Source organism: Leucobacter sp. 1207-22 (assembly GCF_052850455.1).
The window spans coordinates 298,295-316,121 of the sequence record NZ_VXCR01000002.1; the positions used below are offsets into that span (position 1 = coordinate 298,295).

At 59.3% G+C, this 17,827-nt stretch carries 16 protein-coding genes and 2 tRNA genes; 4 read left to right on the forward strand and 14 right to left on the reverse strand.

Features of this window, described 5'->3' with window-relative positions:
• Window positions 1-3: 3 nt before the first annotated feature.
• The 4 genes from FW756_RS04550 to FW756_RS04565 all read right to left on the reverse strand — a co-directional run bounded on the left by FW756_RS04550 (window position 4) and on the right by FW756_RS04565 (window position 4,924).
• Window positions 4-2,088, reverse strand: coding sequence for a helix-turn-helix transcriptional regulator (locus FW756_RS04550; protein ID WP_446428980.1), 2,085 nt, complete (start codon window positions 2,086-2,088; stop codon window positions 4-6).
• A gap of 5 nt (window positions 2,089-2,093) precedes the next feature.
• Window positions 2,094-2,996 carry a peptidylprolyl isomerase gene (locus FW756_RS04555; protein ID WP_446428981.1) on the reverse strand — a complete coding sequence of 301 codons (903 nt, stop codon included), beginning with the start codon at window positions 2,994-2,996 and terminating at the stop codon, window positions 2,094-2,096.
• A 108-nt stretch (window positions 2,997-3,104) separates the two neighbouring features.
• Window positions 3,105-4,172 (reverse strand): tRNA (adenine-N1)-methyltransferase, encoded by a 1,068-nt coding sequence (locus FW756_RS04560; RefSeq protein WP_446428982.1) that lies wholly within the window; start codon window positions 4,170-4,172, stop codon window positions 3,105-3,107.
• Window positions 4,169-4,924, reverse strand: coding sequence for an HAD family hydrolase (locus FW756_RS04565; protein WP_446428983.1), 756 nt, complete (start codon window positions 4,922-4,924; stop codon window positions 4,169-4,171). Before FW756_RS04565 ends, FW756_RS04560 begins: the two co-directional genes overlap by 4 nt.
• 106 nt (window positions 4,925-5,030) lie before the next feature.
• Between FW756_RS04565 and FW756_RS04570 the strand changes: the two genes are divergently transcribed.
• A complete protein-coding gene (locus FW756_RS04570; RefSeq protein WP_446428984.1) occupies window positions 5,031-6,086 on the forward strand; it encodes a PAC2 family protein in 1,056 nt (351 codons plus the stop codon).
• A 101-nt stretch (window positions 6,087-6,187) separates the two neighbouring features.
• Here the strand turns inward: FW756_RS04570 and mshC are convergent, their stop codons facing one another.
• The 9 genes from mshC to FW756_RS04615 form a co-directional block, all read right to left on the reverse strand.
• Entirely contained in the window at window positions 6,188-7,435 is a 1,248-nt protein-coding gene (mshC, locus tag FW756_RS04575) for a cysteine--1-D-myo-inosityl 2-amino-2-deoxy-alpha-D-glucopyranoside ligase (RefSeq protein ID WP_446428985.1), read from the reverse strand.
• On the reverse strand, window positions 7,435-8,313 hold the full coding sequence (locus tag FW756_RS04580) for an undecaprenyl-diphosphate phosphatase (protein ID WP_446428986.1): 879 nt from the start codon (window positions 8,311-8,313) through the stop codon (window positions 7,435-7,437). Before FW756_RS04580 ends, mshC begins: the two co-directional genes overlap by 1 nt.
• A gap of 92 nt (window positions 8,314-8,405) precedes the next feature.
• The gene (locus tag FW756_RS04585; protein ID WP_446428987.1) at window positions 8,406-9,719 is read right to left on the reverse strand and encodes a M20/M25/M40 family metallo-hydrolase; all 1,314 of its coding nucleotides are present in this window, start codon (window positions 9,717-9,719) and stop codon (window positions 8,406-8,408) included.
• Window positions 9,720-9,839: 120 nt separating this feature from the next.
• Window positions 9,840-9,924, reverse strand: a tRNA-Leu gene (locus FW756_RS04590).
• Between the two features lie 131 nt (window positions 9,925-10,055).
• The gene (locus FW756_RS04595) at window positions 10,056-10,862 is read right to left on the reverse strand and encodes a YidC/Oxa1 family membrane protein insertase (RefSeq protein ID WP_446428988.1); all 807 of its coding nucleotides are present in this window, start codon (window positions 10,860-10,862) and stop codon (window positions 10,056-10,058) included.
• Between the two features lie 205 nt (window positions 10,863-11,067).
• Window positions 11,068-11,376 carry a hypothetical protein gene (locus tag FW756_RS04600; RefSeq protein WP_446428989.1) on the reverse strand — a complete coding sequence of 103 codons (309 nt, stop codon included), beginning with the start codon at window positions 11,374-11,376 and terminating at the stop codon, window positions 11,068-11,070.
• Between the two features lie 182 nt (window positions 11,377-11,558).
• A tRNA-Leu gene (locus FW756_RS04605) sits at window positions 11,559-11,643 on the reverse strand.
• 138 nt (window positions 11,644-11,781) lie between these two features.
• A complete protein-coding gene (ybaK, locus tag FW756_RS04610; protein WP_446428990.1) occupies window positions 11,782-12,276 on the reverse strand; it encodes a Cys-tRNA(Pro) deacylase in 495 nt (164 codons plus the stop codon).
• Window positions 12,277-12,325: 49 nt separating this feature from the next.
• The gene (locus tag FW756_RS04615) at window positions 12,326-14,134 is read right to left on the reverse strand and encodes a DEAD/DEAH box helicase (RefSeq protein ID WP_446428991.1); all 1,809 of its coding nucleotides are present in this window, start codon (window positions 14,132-14,134) and stop codon (window positions 12,326-12,328) included.
• 82 nt (window positions 14,135-14,216) lie between these two features.
• Here FW756_RS04615 and FW756_RS04620 point away from each other — a divergent pair, with 82 nt between their 5' ends.
• Together FW756_RS04620 and FW756_RS04625 are read left to right on the forward strand one after the other, a co-directional pair.
• A complete protein-coding gene (locus FW756_RS04620) occupies window positions 14,217-15,038 on the forward strand; it encodes an SGNH/GDSL hydrolase family protein (protein WP_446428992.1) in 822 nt (273 codons plus the stop codon).
• 73 nt (window positions 15,039-15,111) lie between these two features.
• Window positions 15,112-15,453: a GerW family sporulation protein gene (locus FW756_RS04625; RefSeq protein ID WP_446428993.1), complete on the forward strand. Its 342-nt coding sequence runs from the start codon at window positions 15,112-15,114 to the stop codon at window positions 15,451-15,453.
• Here FW756_RS04625 and gluQRS read toward each other — a convergent pair.
• A complete protein-coding gene (gluQRS, locus tag FW756_RS04630) occupies window positions 15,443-16,396 on the reverse strand; it encodes a tRNA glutamyl-Q(34) synthetase GluQRS (RefSeq protein ID WP_446428994.1) in 954 nt (317 codons plus the stop codon). The two genes, FW756_RS04625 and gluQRS, sit on opposite strands and share 11 nt — an antisense overlap.
• Before the next feature lie 87 nt (window positions 16,397-16,483).
• On the opposite strand from gluQRS, the gene FW756_RS04635 reads away from it, so the two are divergent.
• A complete protein-coding gene (locus tag FW756_RS04635) occupies window positions 16,484-17,827 on the forward strand; it encodes an FAD-binding oxidoreductase (protein WP_446428995.1) in 1,344 nt (447 codons plus the stop codon).

The following is a 17,827-nucleotide window of genomic DNA, read 5'->3' on the forward strand; positions in this document are numbered from 1 at the left end:
TGTTCAATCAAACTGCGGTGCCGACGCAGGTTCCCATTCTGAATGCCGGCGGGCGGCCTGCGCCGCCCATTCGTGCACAGCAGAACGGGCCACCACAGGCAGTTCGACCTCGATCTCACCCAGTGCGCGTTGCACGAGGCGTACAGCGGTCTCGGCATGCCAGCTCACGAGCTGCACACGTACCTCGCCCGTTGCAAGCCGCTCGATGACTGTCGGCGTGAACCCGTCAATCCGTGACAGTAGCCGCTCAGGCAGTTTCGCAACGACGGTATCGGATGCAGCAACCTCGCGCTCATGACTCATCAGATGAGTTTCATCGACGGGACCAGCTGGATGCAGATCCGCAATCCCCGCGACCAGAAACATCCGTTCGCCCGAGCGCTCGCGACACCAACCACGCAGATACCAAGCGTCATCGACCTCAAGAAGCACGAATGGGTCGACGATCCGTTCAGACGACTCACCGGTGCGGCTGACATAGCGGAAAGCCACCGCCTCACGCTGCTCAATTGCGTGCGCAAGTTCGCCAATACGTGGATCGGTCGGTACATCAGCGGCTGAGATCGCCGCATTTCCGTCGGCGCTTCCGACCACCGCGAGTTTGTCGCGTAACGAATGTGCGAGTTGCTGATCCGCTGCGGGCAGCACCGGCACGAGTGCTTCAAGTCCCAGCAGCAGCGACGACAATTCGACACCACTCAGACGAGGTGCGTCATCGATTGCGACGGTGTGAGACAGGCTCACCGTGCCATCGCGTAATGCGTCCCAGTCGATGTCAAAGAGATCATCATGCTGATAAGCCAACGACTCCCCCGGAATGCCCGCAGTACCGAGAAAGCGAATGAGGTCAAACAGCCGTGACTCTTCGACTTCAAACCGCTCGCTGAGTTCAGTCAGCGAAACCGGCCCGCTCTCACGCAAAAACGGCACGAGCGCAAGCAACAGCAAAACAGCGTCTTCCATGGCCAACGGCGCACGTCGCGCGACCGCAGAGCGCTGCTGCTGAGAAGACCCCCCAAGCGTCGTCGTTACCTCTCCCGCGTGCAGCTCCGCAAGTTGCGAGAGCGCTTCTGCAACTCGTTCTCGCAAGCTATCAGGTGCGAGAATCATCACATCAGTGCCAAACGCTGCGAGCTCCAAAGCAAGCTCCGCATAGTCAATAGTGCCGAATGCAAACCGCTCGTACTGTCCGTCAGCTGCAAGCTCTGCGGAACCTCGCATGCGCAGTTGACTTGCGGCATACGTCCCGGTCTTCGCAGCGACCTCGGCCCGCTGCACACGTTGGAAGCTCTCAAGGTCAGCAATTTGCGCAGGCACGAGGTCCCGTAGCTCACGTGCGTACGGTTTCTTCGTCGAACGCACCGCATCAGTAATGCGCGACAGCAAGAATACTCGAGGCGCATTGCGCTCGAGGTCAAACGCAAGGAGGTGCCACCTGCCTTCAAAGCGATGAATGGCCAGCGGCGCAACATGGCGCGCAAGGGGTGTGGATCGATCGATAATGCGGTACCCGAAACGCACAGCCTCGCCAGCATCTATCGCAGCAAGCAGGGCGGGAGCTGCAGGTTCGGTAAGCCCAAACCTCGGTACAACGTGTCCATGAAGGGCGGCGTCCGGCGCCCGCAGAGCCTCAACCTTGACCGTGGCTCGCCGGCTGACGGTATCGAGACTCCCCCTTCGCCACGAGAGTGCCGCAAGGCGAAGAAGCGTCAGCTCCCGATCGGAAAATTCCAATCCCTTCGGGACCTGCAGGTCACGCTTCGAAACTCGATAGCGGAGCAGTTGGTTGTTTCCCGGATCTGCAGGTGAGTCAATCACCTCAAGCGGGACACCGATGTCACGCAGCTTCACCTTGTCACGCTCAAATTGACGTTCAAGGGCCGCGATCCGCTGCTTGCGGGTCTCTCCGTCAGCAGGTGAGACGTCGTAACCATCGACGCGCTCGAAAACTTCTTGCTTTGTCAGACCACGCTCGCTCGACAAAAGCGCGAGCACAAGATTGAAGAGGCGCTGTTCAGGCCGGTTACGTTTCAGCGGCCCGAACAGCGCGTCCCAGTCGTCAAGGTCTTCCCAATCGACTGCTGCCATGCAGGTTAGCCTGCCGCGACGATGTCCATAATGAATACCTGCGCCTGGCCGCCAACGTCAGTCATGACGACGACCTGCGAACCGACCTTCTGCCCGGTCAGTGCAGCACGCAGCGGATCTGCACCCTGGTCAGCACCGAGTGGAGCGGTCATTCCGGAGTCCCAGGTGTTCACAAACACTGACTGATCTGCCCAGTTCACGCCCATAGCGTTTACCTGGACGATGTCAGTGTCCTTCACAACTGGACCCTCACCGACAATGCGAGTTGCCGACTTCGTTCCCGTTGGCGCCTTCGTCGGCGGCAAAACGATGCCCGGCTGACCATTCTCATTCGTGACAACTGCCGGGTAGCCGTTTGGCAGCCCCTTTGTACGTCCCTCAGCCTTCGGGCCATACACGCCAAGCACGTCGATCACAGCGATCGCGGGCGTACCCATGGTCATTCCGTATTGCGTCGCAGTCTGCGCACTGAGCGTGACGACTACACGATCACCTGGAACGGCACAACGGATTCCTTCTGAGAACGGCGATGCCTGCGCCTCTGTAACTGAGACGAGCTGCTTCGAGCCTGCACCAGACTGGGCCTGGCTGTCATAAATAACCTGCCCGGTGCCCCCATCGATGACGGCCATGTTGACCGTGGCAATGTCGCCTTCTTCAATGACGTCGCTGCGGTCTTTTGCCTTGTTGACAATCGTACGCTGCGTGAGCAGATCCGCCTGGGGGTAGTCAAGGCTTACCGATAGCGCCTCGCCCAGCCCACCCTGCACGTTGACCGAATTGCTTGAGGACCCAGCGGTCAGCAACGGCTTGCAGTTTGCCTCAGCGGTATTTGCTGTGGTGCAGCCGGTCAGGCCTGCGACCAGAAGGGCGGCCGCGGCGGTGGCCGGAACAATGCGACGAAGCATGGAGAAACCTCTCGATGGTACAGATCGAAACGATCGGGATGATTGTCATCCTAGTGCCACACAGGGCGTAGCTTCCTGCAAGCTCGCCGCCCCATGTGCACTCAGGATTTAGTCTTCTGCGCGATCCACGCGCTGGTCAGCGACCTTCTGAGCCTCGCGAGCCTTCTTTCGAAGAATCTTGTCACTCTTCACGCGCTCACCCACAGCCTCGGGAGTCCAGGTCTCCTCAGATGTTGCGTCCCCCATGTCCGGCAACCAGTTCGCGAGGTCTGCGTCAGTGAAGTCGCTCTTTGATGCCCGGCGCTTGAGGTCTGGGACAACGGTATTCGGAGCCAGACGGCGAGCGGTGACCAGGAAGCCGGTGTGTGCCACCATGCGGTGATCAGGGCGCACGGCAAGACCTTCGACGTGCCAACCGCGAACCATCGTTTCCGAGGCCTGCGGGTGCGTGTACAGGCCGGAACGACGCATTTCCTCGACAGTGCGCGAAAGCTGGGTAACGGTCGCAACGTAGCAAATAATGACGCCGCCAGGAGCGAGGGCGTCTGCCGCAATTCCAACGCACTCCCAGGGTGCAAGCATGTCAAGGACGACGCGGTCTACTGAACCCGGAGCCACTGCGTTCGGGAGTTCATCTTGCAGGTCACCGACCGTGACTGACCAGTTCTCTGGGTCTTCACCGGTGAACGCACGCACATTTGCCCGAGCAATCTCAGCGAATTCGTCACGGCGCTCGAACGAACGCAGGGTGCCTGTCGCGCCAATTCCACGCAGGAGGTGGAGCGAGAGAGCGCCAGAACCAACGCCCGCTTCAACGACGTTCGCGCCAGGGAAGATATCCGCGAGCGAAAGGATCTGCGCGGCATCTTTGGGGTACACAATCGCGGCACCGCGCGGCATCGACATGACAAAGTCAGAGAGCAACGGACGGAGCAACAAGTACTCCTCACCCGAAGAATTCGTCACGACTGACGCGTCGGGCTGGCCGACAATCTTTGCGTGCGGGAGCGTGCCTCGGTGGCTCTGGAACTCTCCACCTACTTCAAGGGTGAAGGTGTTCATGCGACCCTTCGGGCCGGTGAGCTGGACACGGTCGCCGTACACAAACGGGCCGCGAAGTGCGGGGGAACCCGCAGTCTGCGAAGCCGCGTCAGTCGCGTTGGGCTGATCGGTCATGATGTCTCCTCGATGGTGGAAGTGAATTGTTCGTCCCGATCCTGCGAGAGCGCGGATCGGTACAGGGTAAAAGTATTGGCGACTGCCTCGACATCGCGCCCGCTGAGTCCGGTCTCCCAGATCACATGAGCTGGCGTATCGGCAAGCGACACCATGTTCGGCAGGCCGATCGTGACCGCACCTGATGCAGCTGCCGAGCGGATTCCCGTGCGCGAATCTTCGAACGCTACACACTCAACGATGTCGACATTGAGTGCCTGAGCGCCGAGCAAATATGGCTCGGGGTGTGGCTTCTCGTGTTGCACTTCGTCGCCCGCGATCACGGCGGAGAACGTACCAGGAGGCAACATTTCCACGACGGCGTCAGCGATCCGCCTCACCGACATGGTGACGAGCGCCGCAGGCACCCCTGAAACTCCAAGGGCACTCAGCAATTCCCGAGCACCGGGTCGCCACACTGCTGGCTCCGCTTGCATGCCAGCGACAACACCGTCGGCCCACTCGTCGACAATTGCATCGATGGAAAGCGGCACACCCAGTTCCTGGAAACGGCGCGCCGCGTCACGCAGACCGGTACCAACAAGCTGATCCGGCAATTCCACGGGCATCTCGATGCCAAATCGAGCAAGCATTTCGAGCTCCACTCGCAGCCACAATGGCTCCGAGTCGATGATTGTGCCGTCCATGTCCCACAGCGTCGCTGCAGGCAACGAGCTGGTACCGCCAACAGGCGAATTGTGATGGGCGTTCATTCACCCCAGTCTACCGGCCAATCTCAGGTACTCTGGTGGTCTGCCAGCGCATTGCGGCTCTCAGGCCAAAATTTACTTTGCGCCCAACCTGTGAAGGAGATTCTTCGTGAGTATTCGCTCCGCATCCGGAGAAAACGCACGCATCATGATTGCGGCGTTCCAAGGGTGGAGCAATGCCGGTGATGCGACGACTGAAGCCGTCGCCCATCTGACGGAAATGCTCGGGAATGAAGTCATCCACACCATTTCCGGCGAGCACTACTGCGACCTGCAACTCAACCGACCACGAGTCAGTCGTGACGAAGCTGGCAATCGCGTGATTACCTGGCCAGACACGAAGCTCTGGGGCCCTGTGCGGCGTCCGGAGCTCGAGCAGTTGGCCGGGCTCGCAGAATTCACAGAGACCGAAGTTCTCCCCGATTCAGAAGACGCTGTCGAGGTTGTTGCTGCAGATCGCGTAACTCGGCTCGACGGCACTGCCGTCACCGATCTGTATGTGCTTTCAGGGGTTGAGCCCACACGCGACTGGACGGCATTTGCAGAAGAGATCGTCACTCTGGTTGACGTCTGGGACATCGACGTCGTTGTCTTCCTTGGCGCACTCTTCGCAGATGCGCCCCACACCAGGCCGATCGTCACCACTTTGAGTAGCGAAGATCCTGCGCTTCGCGAGGCTCTCGAGGCAGAGAAAGCGACCTACGAGGGCCCAGCCGGTGTCCTCACCACGGTCGATCTCGCTCTCAATGCTGTTGACGTTCCATCAGTTGCACTGTGGGCACAGGTTCCCCACTACGTGCACAGCGCTCCCTCACCCAAGGCGACACTTGCTCTGCTTGACAAGCTCGAGGAGATTCTCGATATCTTCATCCCTCGCGGCGATCTCCTCGATCAGGCAACTGATTGGGAGAACAACATCAACAACATTGCAAGCATCGATGAAGAGATGTCACGGTATATCTCACGCCTCGAAGAGGCACGAGATGAACTGCATGCCGCGGATGGCGCGGGCGATGCACTCGCACTTGAGTTTGAGCGTTTCTTAGGCTCGGAACAGCACAGCCCCAGCGCAGAAATCACCGAACTCATCACTGATGTTGAGCTTCCCATCGACCCAGATGGCGACCTCGAGGCACCCGACGATGGGAGCACTCCACGGGACTAGCGGTTCACCACCGCTCACGAAATTGCCGCCCACACGAATGAAGATCGTGTGGGCGGCAATTTCGTGAGTTCTGCGTGAAGTCTCAGAGCTTCGCGAGTGACCTACAAGGCAACTCCAAGCAGTGCGAGCACTGCGTTCGCAAGGAGCCCAGGGTCGTCCACACCACGATCGAGCGCTGCGTCGAGCGTGGCAAGCATGACCGGAGTATCAAGATCATTTGCGATCGCCGTACGCAGCTGCTGCACGACTGCTGCCGACGACAACGGCTCTGCGCACGCTCGCACAAGCCCATCGCGCCAGGCCTGCAAGCGGCGATCTGCGCGCTCAAGGTCGGCATCTTCCCACTCCCACTCAGAGCGGTAATGATGCGCGAGAAGGCCGAGACGGATCGAGCCTGGATCTGCTCCAGCATCAAGGAGCTTTGAAACGAAGACAAGGTTGCCACGCGACTTCGACATCTTATGGCCGCGATAGGCCACAAGGCCGGCGTGGCTGTACAAATGCGCGAGGGGCGTGTCTGTCAGCGAAGTGGCGTGCGCCGCAGTGAACTCGTGGTGTGGGAACACAAGATCTTCGCCACCACCCTGAACAGTGAACGTACCGCCGAGTGCGCCCGTTGCAATCACTGAACACTCAATGTGCCAGCCTGGACGACCAGCACCAACTGCGGTTTCCCAACTTGGCTCCCCGGCGCGTGCAGCACGCCAGAGAAGCGGATCAAGCGCATCACGCTTCGCGTAACGGTCAGGATCTCCCCCACGCTCAGCACTGAACTTTGCCATCGTGTCACGATCGTACGGAGCAACGTCTCCGAGCCGCCACTGCGAGTGCGCCTGAGCACCCTGAATGTCAAAGTAGATGTCATCACCGGCAATGGAATCTGCGGTAGGCACCGTATATGCAAAGCCTCGCTCAATGAGCGCCGCAACTGCGTCCGCGATCTCATCGATCTGCTCGGTCACGGCCACATAGTGGGCGGGAGGAATCATTCCAAGACGGAACATGTCTGACCGGTAGAGTCCGATCTGGTCATCCGCAAGCTCGCGCCAGTCAACGCCGGTGGCGTTCGCACGCTCAAGAAGCGGATCATCGACGTCTGTAATGTTCTGCGCGTAGACGGCCTCAATGCCAGCGTCGAGCCAAGCGCGCTGCATGATGTCGAACGTCACGTAGGTAAAGGCGTGGCCAAGGTGGGTCGCATCGTACGGAGTGATTCCGCACACATACAGCGAGGCCTTGCCATCTTGAATTGCTGGGTATTCGAGTCGCCCAGTTGCGGTATTGAACAGTTTCGGTGTGATGCCTTCACCAGGAAGATCAGGAATCTCTGGTCGAGTCCAGGTACGCATTAACCAACTCCGTTCGTTGCAAGTGCGGTGGCAGCGCTCACGGTGGCACCGCCATCAGCGGCGAGAACCCCAGTACCCAGAAGGATAAAGACGAGGATTCCAAGCGCAATGCGGTAGATCACAAATGGCATGAAGCTCTTCTTCGAAATGTATCCCATGAAGAACTTGATAACGAAGATCGCGATGACGAAAGCAATGACCGTTGCTACGAGAGTGAGCGACATTGGCACACCTGCTGTTGGTTCTTTGACCTCTTTGAGAAGCTTATAGAAGCCCGAACCAAGCACCGCGGGAATTGCAAGCAGGAATGAATACCGTGCTGCAGCCTCACGCTTGTATCCCATGAGCAAGCCAGCGGTAATCGTGCCACCCGAACGTGAGACGCCAGGAATCAGGGCGAGCGCCTGCGCGCAGCCATACGCAAGACCGTGCTGCCAGGTGAGCTTCTCAAGCGGACGCGTCTTTGGGCTGAAGCGATCAGCAAAGCCGAGCAACACACCGAAAACAATCAGCATCGTTGCGGTAAACCACAGCGAGCGCAGAGTCGTATCGATGGCGTCTTCAAAGACAAGCCCGAGAAGCACGATGGGGAACGATCCAAGGATGATCCACCAACCCATCAGCGCGTCAGGGTTCTTGCGTGGAAGTTTGCCAAACAGCGACTTCCACCAGCTGCCAATGATGCGAACGATGTCGCGCCAGAAGAACACAATGACCGCTGCTTCAGTACCAATTTGTGTGATCGCGGTAAACGCTGCGCCAGCATCGCCAATACCGAGAAGCTCGCTCGCGATGCGCAGGTGCGCACTCGACGAGACTGGCAAGAACTCTGTGAGTCCTTGCAGGATACCGAGCAGGATTGCGTCGAAGAAACTCATCGTTTCCTTTCGTGGCCGGTTTCGCTGTGCTTCGCGTGAGTGACCTCACGTAAAGGGCCGCGTCAAGAATAGCCGAGGGATGCCGACTTTTCTTAGTAGGTGCGCAGCAAGTCGACCAACACGCGATGACCAAAGTCAAGCGCGTCCAGCGGTACTCGCTCGTCAACCCCGTGGAACATGCCAGGGAAGTCCAGGTCAGCAGGCAGACGCAGCGGAACAAAGCCATAACCGGTAATTCCGAGCCGCGAAAGTGCCTTATTGTCGGTGCCGGCAGCAAGCAAGTATGGCAACACGGTCGCGTCAGGGTCGTGGCGCGACAGGCTCGCCGTCATGGCTTCAACGAGCTCGCCAGAGAAGGGAACCTCGAGGCCGATATCGGAGTGCAGTGCCTCAACTTCAATGTGTGAGCCAACGATCTCTTGGATCTTACGCATGACCGCTTCTTGCTCGCCGGGGATGGAGCGCACATCGACAAGCGCGTCTGCGGTATCGGGAATCACGTTGTGCTTGTAGCCCGCGTCGAGCACGGTGGGGTTTGCCGTGTTGCGCAGGCTGGCCTGAATGAACCCACCGCCCTTACCCAGGCGAAGCACGAGTTCGTCGGGGTTCACTTCTGCCGGGTCAACCCCAACGATGCGCGAGAGCTCGGCGATCAGATCGCGCGTGGTGCCACAGAGCGCAATCGGCCATTCATGCCGCCCAAGCGCCGCAATAGCTTCGGCCAATGTGGTCAGTGCATTGTCTTTCCAGTATCGCGATCCATGAGCTGCGGTACCGCGGGCACGCAATCGGATCCAGTCGAGAGACTTCTCACCAGTCTGGATGAGATATGCGCGCTTGCCTTCGACATCGACCGAATAGCCGCCCACTTCGCTTACCGCGGTCGTTGCCCCTGCGAAAAGTTCAGGGTGGTGCTCGACAAGGTAGTGAGAGCCGAACAGGCCACCATTTTCTTCGTCTGCAAAGAACGCAAGAATGATGTCGCGGCGAGGCTTCTCCCCCGCCCGTAGGATTTCGGCGATCGCGGTAAGCATCATGGCGTCCATGTCTTTCATGTCGACCGCGCCACGACCCCACAGCATGCCATCTTTAATGACGCCAGCAAACGGATCAACGCTCCAGTTCGCGGGGTCAGCAGGGACGACGTCAAGGTGACCATGCAAGACCATAGCTGGCAAGCTCGCATCAGCGCCCGCCACCCGAGCGACCACGTTTGCGCGACCTGGCGCAGACTCAAACAGTTGCGGATCAAGCCCCAGCGCGCGCAGGTAGTCGACAACGTAATCTGCCGCTGGCCGCTCGGGCTCAGCGTCGCCGCCACCGCGGTTCGTGGTGTCAAAGCGGATCAGGTCACGCGCAATGCGCGCAGTCTCTGACAGGGACTGCTCTAGCTGGTCGTTGCTCATGTCATCCACCGTAGTCGTAACCAGCGACAAACGTCAGAACCATGAAGCCGTGTGACAGGTGAAACACAGAAAAACAAAGAAGCGGTGAGATCTTACGATCTCACCGCTTCTTTTCGTTCGTGCGCGGAGGGGGACTTGAACCCCCACGTCCTAATACGGACACTAGCACCTCAAGCTAGCGCGTCTGCCATTCCGCCACCCGCGCGAACCGCTCACGCCGTCATCGGCTGAACAAGTAATAACTTACACGGGATCTGGATGCAGCACCTAATCGATCCGCATTCGGCGTTTCGCGATAGCTGGCTGCGCTACTGAGTTGTGACAGCGCCAGTTCAGTTAGCGCTGAGTTTCGTGCACACTTGGCGCACCAATCGTTTTACTCAGCACCAATCGCTCAACAAATGTCCACGCCGTTGTGACAAGCAGGTAGAGGCCTGCCGCTAGCGGGGCGATTCCTGCAATGATGACCGTCACAAACGGCATATAGCCAAGCGCCTTGGTGAGTCCGGTGAGATCCGGCATTTGCGGCATTCCTGCCGCCGACGCCACAGGTGCGGGCCGGCCTTCCACTGCTACCTGCGTCGCTGGGAGCTGCACAAACCGACGAGAGAGCCACGTCACCACACCGATGAGTGCCATGACCGAAACGAACACGATGATCGAGGTCGGATAGGCCGAGCCACCACCAACGACATTCACGAGCGTCGCATCGAGCGGCACCCCCATAAACGTGTGGCTCAGGAGCCTATTGTCTTCGCCGCCAATCTCCGGTCGCACAAAGAGCCCATACACTGCCATAAGAATGGGCATTTGAATGAGCAGCGGCAGGCACCCAGCCAGCGGCGACGCCTTCTCGCGCTGATACAGCTCCATCGTTTTTCTTTGCAGCACCTCGGGGTTCTTCGCGTACTTGCGCTGAAGCGCAGCCAGTTCAGGAGCCAACCGCTGACGCATGGCGTTCGCTTTCGCCTGCGATCGCCCCACCGGAATCAGGGCGGCGCGAACCGCCAAGGTCAACAGCACGATGGCAACGGCAGCGCTCTCTGCGCCCGCGAGTGGAACCAGCAGGTCGCTTAATGTCGTCACTACCCAGTAAGCACCTTCCACAAGCACACGAATGGGAAGGAAGTCGTAAGGATTCATCGTACTTCTCCGTCACGAAGAAGTACGTCAGCATCGCATGCTGGACAAAGCGTGGTCAAAGTATTCGGGGTCAACAAAGTCTCGTCTCAAGTAGTGATGTGCACTGGTTACCAGAACGCATCACCTGAGTACGCGCGCACGAGAACTGCACGAAAAGAACTCTTACGTGCAGCGAAGGCGGCGGCAGCCGCACCAAAAGCGCTACTCAGGCGATTGCGTGAGTAGCCAGCGCTGGCGCGCGAACGGCAACCGTGCCAGCAGCACCGGGTGCACCTGAGAATAGGCAAGAAACGGCTTCGAGAGCCTGCGGGCGGGCGGGCGGATCATGCCGCAGCCACCCGAGTACACGCAGAGATGCGCGCGACACCTTCCGAGAAATGCTGGCGATAACGAGTGCACTCAGGAGAACTACGAGCACCGTCTGGCTCAGTGATTCTGGAGCAGCGGCGCCAAAGCCAAGCGCAATGGCAAGCACCACGAACTGTACGGCGATCCACATGGACGCTGTCATCATTGCACTCACCTGCTTTCACTCAGCGAGACAAGCGTAATCGATAAACCTGTGTCCTCAGCGACCACGGGCGCGACGTCACACCGTTCACCGCCGTCTCCGCGGATGCACACAACCCACAATCTTGCGAAGACAAAAACAAAGAAGCGGTGAGATCTTACGATCTCACCGCTTCTTCTCGTTCGTGCGCGGAGGGGGACTTGAACCCCCACGTCCTAATACGGACACTAGCACCTCAAGCTAGCGCGTCTGCCATTCCGCCACCCGCGCGAACCGCTCATGCCGTCATCGGCTGAACAAGTAATAACTTACACGCCGATTGACCCTCGCAACGAATTCGCTCGAACTCTCGCGCGCGTCGCGCGAAATCATGCGGATTCGCTGGTCTTCAGTGTGGAAGCCACGGTATTAACCGAGCTTTGCAATTGAGGCGAACTTCGCGTCAGCAATGGCTGCAAGATCGGTCGCCGCAAGCTCGATGTCGAGCCCGCGTTTGCCACCAGAAATCAGGATCGTGTCGTGTTCGCCCGCCGACTCGTCGAGTATTGTCACAAGTTTCGTGCGTTGCCCCAGCGGGCTGATGCCACCGACCACATAGCCAGTCTTACGCTCGGCAACTTTTGGATCAGCCATCACGGCTTTCTTGCCACCCGCTGCCATCGCAATGGCTTTCAAGTCGAGGAGTCCTGAGACAGGAACAATCCCTACGACGATTTCTCGGCCATCAACCTCCACCAGCAGCGTCTTGAAGACGCGTTCCTGGGGAACATTGAGCGCGGCCGCAGCTTCCGCCCCAAAGTCCGTGACATGTGGATCGTGCAAGTACTCTCGCATGTGAAAAGTTACGCCAGCCCGAGTGAGTGCAAGGGTTGCAGGAGTTGATCCGCCACTCTTTTTCGCCATGCTCTCTACCGTAGCGGGTCATCCGACTGGCGCAACAGCGCGGATCTCACTACGGGCGAAGCCGGCGGCGGAGCAGCTCGATTCGTTTCTGAATCTGGGTAACTGACGCCTGCCCTACCGTGGGCCCGCCACAGATGCGACGCAGTTCATTATGAATGTCTTTGTGCGGTTCACCGGTTACGCGCGCGTACATGCCAACGAGACTGCTCAACAGCTTGCGCTGCTCTCCCAGCGTGCGATGCAACGCCTCTGGCGCTTCTGCTTTCTCGGGAGCGTGTTCGTGTAGTCCTTGGCGCGCAGCACTGCGTTTCGCCTGACGTGACTGACGCTGCTGCAGCAACGCCTGCACCTCTTGCGGCTCAAGCAAGCCAGGGAAACCGAGAAACTCAAGTTCTTCCTCGGTCTCAACTTCGGCGTATCCACCGAACTCTTTGCCGTCAAACACCGCGCGATCAAAGTGCGCGTCGGAGGCAAGCGCCTCATACTTAAATCCGTCGTCAATGAGGTCCGAGGAAGCTTTGTCCTCACGCTCCGCTTCAGACATGAGCGCTGCCTCAGCGTCCCACATCTCTTCCGCACTCTTTGGTCCTTCAAGAACGTGGTTACGTTCTTTTTCGAGCTCGGCAGCGAGGCGCATAAGTGGCGGCACGTTCGGGATAAAGACCGAAGCAATTTCGCCGCGACGCCGCGAACGCACAAAACGCCCAATGGCCTGGGCAAAGAAGAGCGGTGTCGACGAACTCGTCGCGTACACACCGACCGCAAGCCTAGGCACATCGACGCCCTCAGACACCATGCGAACAGCGACCATCCAACGCGAGTCGCCCTTGGAGTACTCGTCGATACGAGAGCTGGCCTCAGGGTCGTCCGAGAGGATCAATGCCACTGGCTGCTTCGAGATTTCTCGAAGCATTGCCGCGTACGCCTTTGCCGACGCATGATCAGTCGCGATCACCAGACCGCCTGCGTCAGGAACCTGCTGCCGGACCTCGCTGAGGCGGCGGTCGGCTGCGTTGAGCACCTTCGCCATCCAGTCGCCTGCAGGATCGAGCGCCGTGCGCCACGCCTGATTCGTGACGTCTTTCGCGTTGCCCTCCCCCAGACGCGCTTCCATCTCTTCACCGGCAGACGTCTGCCAACGCATTTTGCCCGCATAGACCATGAATACGACGGGTCGGACGATGCCGTCTGCAAGCGCACGCCCGTAGCCATAGTCGTAGTCAGTCAGCGAGATCGTTGTGCCATCTGGCTGCGGTGCGTACTGCACAAATGGAATGCGCGCTTCGTCAGAGCGGAACGGCGTTCCCGTGAGCGAGAGTCGCCTGCGCGCGGTGCCGTAGGCCTCCCGGATCGCGTCACCCCAGCTCAGCGCGTCACCGCCGTGGTGAACCTCGTCCAAGATCACGAGGGTGTCAGCATTCTCGGTCAGCAGCTTATGCTGAACCGGCTTCATAGCGACCTGCGCATAGGTCACTGCAACACCGTGGTAATGGCGACCATACCCAAGACCGTCGTTGTTCGAGTACTCGGGGTTCAAGCGGATACCAGCGCGTGCTGCCGCATCTGCCCACTGCGTTTTGAGGTGCTCCGTTGGCGCAACCACGATAATCTGGGTTACTGTGCGATTCGCTCGAAGAATCGCAGCCAAGCGAAGCGCGAATGTCGTTTTACCTGCGCCCGGCGTTGCCGAAGCCAGGAAGTCTTGCGGACCGGTGTCGAGGTAACGATTGATCGCTTCCTCCTGCCAGGCACGAAGCGTCCCCGCTGTACCGTGAGCTGCACGCTCCGGGTACGCCGGGGGCAAGTGCTCGGCGGCACTTGTTCCCGGGAGGTTAAAAGCTTCCTGCTGATCGGTCACAGCCCAATAGACTACCGGTGAACCCCCGACACCGACTGCCGCGTTTCTCAGCAGGCCTGGAGTTTTGAAGGAGATGTCAGATATGGAACATCTAGCTGAACAGCACCGCGATAACGCGGCATTGCCGTGGACTCGGTACGTTGCAGTCGGCGATTCATTCACCGAGGGAGTCGGCGATCCGTCCCCAGACAGCCCGGGCGGGTTGCGCGGTTGGGCGGATCGCTTCGCAGAGGTCTTACACGAGAAGAATCCCGAGCTCGCCTACGCGAATCTTGCTGTTCGCGGCAAGCTCATCCAGCAAATTATGGATGAGCAGGTCGAAAATGCACTCGAGCTGCGTCCAGACCTCATTAGCGTGTGCGCAGGTGGCAACGACGTGATCCGTCCTGGCACCGATCCAGATGAGGTGGCAGCGAAACTTGAGCAGCTCATCTCGAAGCTCAAGTCTGGCGGTGCGACAGTGCTCGTATTCACGGGTGTCGACGTTGCGTTCCAACCAGTGTTCCGCTCGATCCGCGGCAAAGTCGCCATCTTTAACGAGAATGTTCGCAAGGTCGCCCAGCGCCAGGACGCAATCGTTGTTGACCAGTGGGCCATTGAAGAGTTGCAAGACAGTCGCTATTGGGCAGGTGATCGCCTGCACCTCAACGCACTCGGCCACCACACCATTGCGCGGGCCACGCTCGATGCACTGAATGTGCCTCACGAGTTGCAGCCGCTTGAGCCGCCAACCCTTCCAGAGCGGAGCTGGCAGGCAGCTCGCAAGGATGACGTGGTCTGGGCTAAAGAACACCTCGTTCCTTGGGTGATTCGTCGCATCAAGCACGTTTCCTCTGGTGACAATATCGTGGCAAAGCGCCCAGAACCGAGCTCCCCTGTGGCGCCACGCGAAGGCCAGGCTTAACGCACTGTTGAACCCCGTAGGCTCGCCGAGGATTTTCGGTGCATTTCCCGGCATTGCGCGGTAGGTTGAAGACATGACGAACCTCACGAAGCAGCTCGCCGATGCCGTCACCAAGAACGGCGTGAGCGCAGCCTACGGCGATCCAATTGATGTTGATGGCACGACAATCATTCCTGTTGCGTGCGTTTCTTACGGTTTCGGCGCAGCTGAGGGTGACGCTGGCGACTCCAACACGAAGGGCGAAGGCTCAGGTGGTGGCGGTGGCGGCGCTTCAATTCCTGTTGGCGCTTATGTCACCCGTGACGGATACACGCGCTTCGAGCCAAACCTCATTGCGCTACTCACCGTTGGCATTCCGTTCGTATGCGTTGCGGGTCGAGCATTGTCACGAGTGATCCGCGCACTCAAGAAATAACGCCTGGCCAAGTCCAGGGATCGCGCGGCAGCGTGCGCGGATCAAAGCGTTCAAGGAGCAGGTCAGTAGTGATCTGCTCCTTTTCGTGTGTTCGACCGATGAGTCCAAGTGACTCCGCAAGTACCCGCAACACCGCAGCGTCAGTCACACCCTGTGCACGCAGTTGCGGCAGCGTGACGGCACCGTCACGCTTTGCGAGGCGCTGACCTGACGGCCCAAGGACGAGCGGCACGTGCGCATATTCCACGTCGGGTGGCGTGGGAAGTTTGAGCAGCTGTTGGAGCAGAATCTGGCGAGGCGTCGACGGCGCAAGGTCCGATCCGCGCACAACCTGATCCACACCCATCGCGGCATCATCGACAACAACCGCAAGGTTATAGGCGACCGTGCCATCACCACGGCGCAAGACGAAGTCGTCGATGTCGCCAACAACATCTCCCAACGTCACATCGACAAACTTCAACGAGTTCATCCCTGCCGGGGCGCGGAGCCGAAGCGCAGGCAATCGCGGAGCAATCGCGGCACGCGCTGCCTCACGCTCGGCATCGGTGCGATCTCGACAGGTGCCGGGATAGGCGCCAGGCGGCGCGTGTGGGGCACTTGGCGCCGCAAGAATGTCTTTCCGCGAACACGTGCATTCGTAGAGCAATCCAAGGTCATCGAGTTTGGCGATGGCCGCAGCATGATCCTCACCACGGTCCGTCTGCAAGACGGCTGGTCCATCCCATTCAATTCCGAGACTCGCGAGGTCAGCAAGCTGCTGCTCCCCCGACCCCGCGTCACGGGCACGATCAAGATCTTCAATGCGCATCAGGAAGGCTCGACCCGTAGACCGCGCGAAGAGCCATGCGAGCAGTGCTGTCCGAAGGTTTCCAAGATGGAGATCTCCCGAGGGGCTCGGTGCATACCTTCCGGCACCACGCATGGGTTCGTGCAGATTCATTCCTCCAGTTTCTCACGGTACCGCGTAGCTTCAGAAGCTAGAGCGGGTGCCGTCGATATGCTGCAGGTAACCAATGAGGGGGAACTAGTGAAATTGCAGGCACTACGAGATGTACTCGGAACACGACTCGTCACTGATGGCACATCGCTCGTCACACATGCGACTGATCTTTCACGCGCCGTTTTCACCGGGACTCCCCTTGGCATTGTTTTCGCCGAATCAACTGCAGACGTGTCTGCGGCGCTCGCATGGGCCAACGAGCATGAGGTTCCAGTCAGCGTTCGTGGGGCTGGCACCGGGCTCACTGGAGGCGCGGTCGCATACGACCGGGGACTCATCATCTCCTTGGAACGCATGACACGCATCGTTGAGATAGACGCCGCAAATCGTCTTGCAATCGTCGAAGCCGGTGTCATCAACGCGGATCTCACCACGGCGTGCACCGAACACGGACTATTCTTTCCGCCAGACCCAGCAAGTTCGCGCATCAGTACCATCGGCGGCAACGTTGCAACCAACGCTGGTGGCCTTCGCTGCGTCGCACACGGCGTGACCAGTGACTGGATTGCCGGTCTCACCGTCGTCCTTGCCGACGGGCGCATCATGCGTACCGGCGCCCGTACCCGAAAAAACGTCGTCGGTTACGACCTCACGAGTCTCTTCGTCGGTTCGGAAGGCACACTTGGCATCGTCACCGAGGCAATCGTTCGCCTCAAACCGCTCCCCGAGGGAGCGCCAGTCACCTTCTGGGCAGATTTCGACACCGTTAGCGCAGCCGGTGATGCCGTCGTATCAATCGTGAACAGCACAGCCGCGCCAGAAGTTCTCGAGCTCATGGACGCTTTCAGCGTCGAAATCATCGAATCGTTCAACCCCACCGGGATACGCGTCCCTCAAGGTGCGCTCCTCGTGGGCCAAACAGCTGGAGCTGAAGCACTCGCCGCAGCCACCCAGATTGGCGAACTCGCGCGGGCCGCAGGGGCAGTGGGCGCAGGAATCGCTGAAACAGACGCGCTCATTGAAGCACGTCGCCTATCGAACCCAGCTTTGAATGCGCGCGGTCTCAAGATCTCGTGCGATGTCGGGGTGCCTGTTTCATCACTCGCAGAAATGTTCCGTGGCGTTGAGGCGCTCGCCGCAGCCCACGGAATTCGCGTTTCTAGCGTCGCGCATGCTGGTGACGGAAACCTGCACTGCACCGTTGAATCCCCCGACACACCTGCAGGGATCGCCGCTGCCGACGCACTCATCGATGACATCACACGTCTCGCGCTGAAGCTCGATGGCACGATCACCGGTGAGCACGGTATTGGTTCTGTGAAGCAGCACGAGGTGGCTTGGCAGCTCGATGAGGTCACCCGCGACGTGCAGTTTGCAGTGAAACACGCACTCGATCCAAAGAATATTTTGACCCCTGGTCGCGGTATCTAG

Excerpts from the sequence above, each read along its gene's own strand:
- FW756_RS04550 (WP_446428980.1), bottom strand. The coding sequence starts at position 2,088 with ATGGCAGCAGTCGATTGGGAAGACCTTGACGACTGGGACGCGCTGTTC.
- FW756_RS04555 (WP_446428981.1), bottom strand. The coding sequence starts at position 2,996 with ATGCTTCGTCGCATTGTTCCGGCCACCGCCGCGGCCGCCCTTCTGGTC.
- FW756_RS04560 (WP_446428982.1), bottom strand. The coding sequence starts at position 4,172 with ATGACCGATCAGCCCAACGCGACTGACGCGGCTTCGCAGACTGCGGGT.
- FW756_RS04565 (WP_446428983.1), bottom strand. The coding sequence starts at position 4,924 with ATGAACGCCCATCACAATTCGCCTGTTGGCGGTACCAGCTCGTTGCCT.
- mshC (WP_446428985.1), bottom strand. The coding sequence starts at position 7,435 with ATGCGTACCTGGACTCGACCAGAGATTCCTGATCTTCCTGGTGAAGGC.
- FW756_RS04580 (WP_446428986.1), bottom strand. The coding sequence starts at position 8,313 with ATGAGTTTCTTCGACGCAATCCTGCTCGGTATCCTGCAAGGACTCACA.
- FW756_RS04585 (WP_446428987.1), bottom strand. The coding sequence starts at position 9,719 with ATGAGCAACGACCAGCTAGAGCAGTCCCTGTCAGAGACTGCGCGCATT.
- FW756_RS04595 (WP_446428988.1), bottom strand. The coding sequence starts at position 10,862 with ATGAATCCTTACGACTTCCTTCCCATTCGTGTGCTTGTGGAAGGTGCT.
- FW756_RS04600 (WP_446428989.1), bottom strand. The coding sequence starts at position 11,376 with ATGATGACAGCGTCCATGTGGATCGCCGTACAGTTCGTGGTGCTTGCC.
- ybaK (WP_446428990.1), bottom strand. The coding sequence starts at position 12,276 with ATGGCGAAAAAGAGTGGCGGATCAACTCCTGCAACCCTTGCACTCACT.
- FW756_RS04620 (WP_446428992.1), top strand. The coding sequence starts at position 14,217 with ATGGAACATCTAGCTGAACAGCACCGCGATAACGCGGCATTGCCGTGG.
- FW756_RS04625 (WP_446428993.1), top strand. The coding sequence starts at position 15,112 with ATGACGAACCTCACGAAGCAGCTCGCCGATGCCGTCACCAAGAACGGC.
- gluQRS (WP_446428994.1), bottom strand. The coding sequence starts at position 16,396 with ATGAATCTGCACGAACCCATGCGTGGTGCCGGAAGGTATGCACCGAGC.